This window comes from Moorena sp. SIO3I6, from assembly GCF_010672095.1.
Map to the genome: position 1 here is coordinate 1 of NZ_JAAHHU010001731.1, position 1,036 is coordinate 1,036.

The following is a 1,036-nucleotide window of genomic DNA, read 5'->3' on the forward strand; positions in this document are numbered from 1 at the left end:
TCCAGGGTCGCACCGCTTCTGACTTCTGACTTCTGACTTCTGACTTCTGCTATAACAACAATTATAAAGGTTATACATTGCGATCAATACTGAGACTTTGAGTGGTAGTCCTGTCAGTATTTTGGGTCTGGGAGCTAAAAACCCAATGGATACCACTTGTGTAGAGATTGCTTACCAGGCTGGAATCAATTACTTCTTTTTTTACAACCTCAATTACACCAGTTTCCTAGAAGGACTAAAGCCTATTCTGGCAGCTCAACGAGATCAAGTTGTAGTTTCCACGGGCAGTAACAGTCGCGATCTTAACCAACTGCGCGAATATTTAGACCAAGTTCGTTCCTTGCTTGATGTGGATACAATAGATGTTTTCTTTTTGGAATATATCTCCCCTAAAGATGATCTCGACCAGGTTGCAGTAGCCTTAAACGAGATCCATACCTGGAAAACTGAAGGATTAATCCGCTATGTTGGCGCAACAACCCATAACCGCCAATTAGCCGTGCAATTATTGGGAAAGCAGTCCTGTGACGTGCTGATGCATCGTTACAACATGGCCCATCACAAAGCGGAAGTAGAGGTGTTTCCTGCTGCGCTCAAAGCCAACATTCCAGTAGTTGCGTTTACTGCCACTCGTTGGGGTTCGCTGTTGCAAGGACATACAGACTGGAAAAATCCAGCTCCAAGTGCTGCTGACTGTTATCGCATGGTACTGCGCCAACCAGCGATTCGCTTAGTCCTGACTGCACCTAAAACCGAATCTGAATTAGTTGAAAATCTCAGGATTTTGCAATCTCCTGAGTTATCTGTTCAGGAAGTAACCCATTGGCAAACCTATGGCGATCTAATTTATGGAACTGGCCAGGATAGCTTCGATAATCAATGGCCTTAATTAATTAATATCATCTTCGGTTGAACACTTATAAATACTAGGTAATAGGGAACAGGGAACAGGGAACAGGGAACAGGGGATAAGGAGGGAGATTACCTACGAAAAGGAAGCTATGTTTTTTAAACTGATTATCTGAATATGATAAGA

Annotated in this window: 1 protein-coding gene; it reads left to right on the top strand. The window is 43.1% G+C overall.

What is annotated here, in order from left to right; translation table 11 throughout:
• The first annotated feature begins 145 nt into the window (after window positions 1-145).
• Window positions 146-889 (top strand): aldo/keto reductase, encoded by a 744-nt coding sequence (locus F6K49_RS52700; RefSeq protein ID WP_293111090.1) that lies wholly within the window; start codon window positions 146-148, stop codon window positions 887-889.
• Window positions 890-1,036: the final 147 nt, after the last annotated feature.

Coding starts and splice junctions, on each gene's coding strand:
- F6K49_RS52700 (WP_293111090.1), top strand. CDS start 146: ATGGATACCACTTGTGTAGAGATTGCTTACCAGGCTGGAATCAATTAC.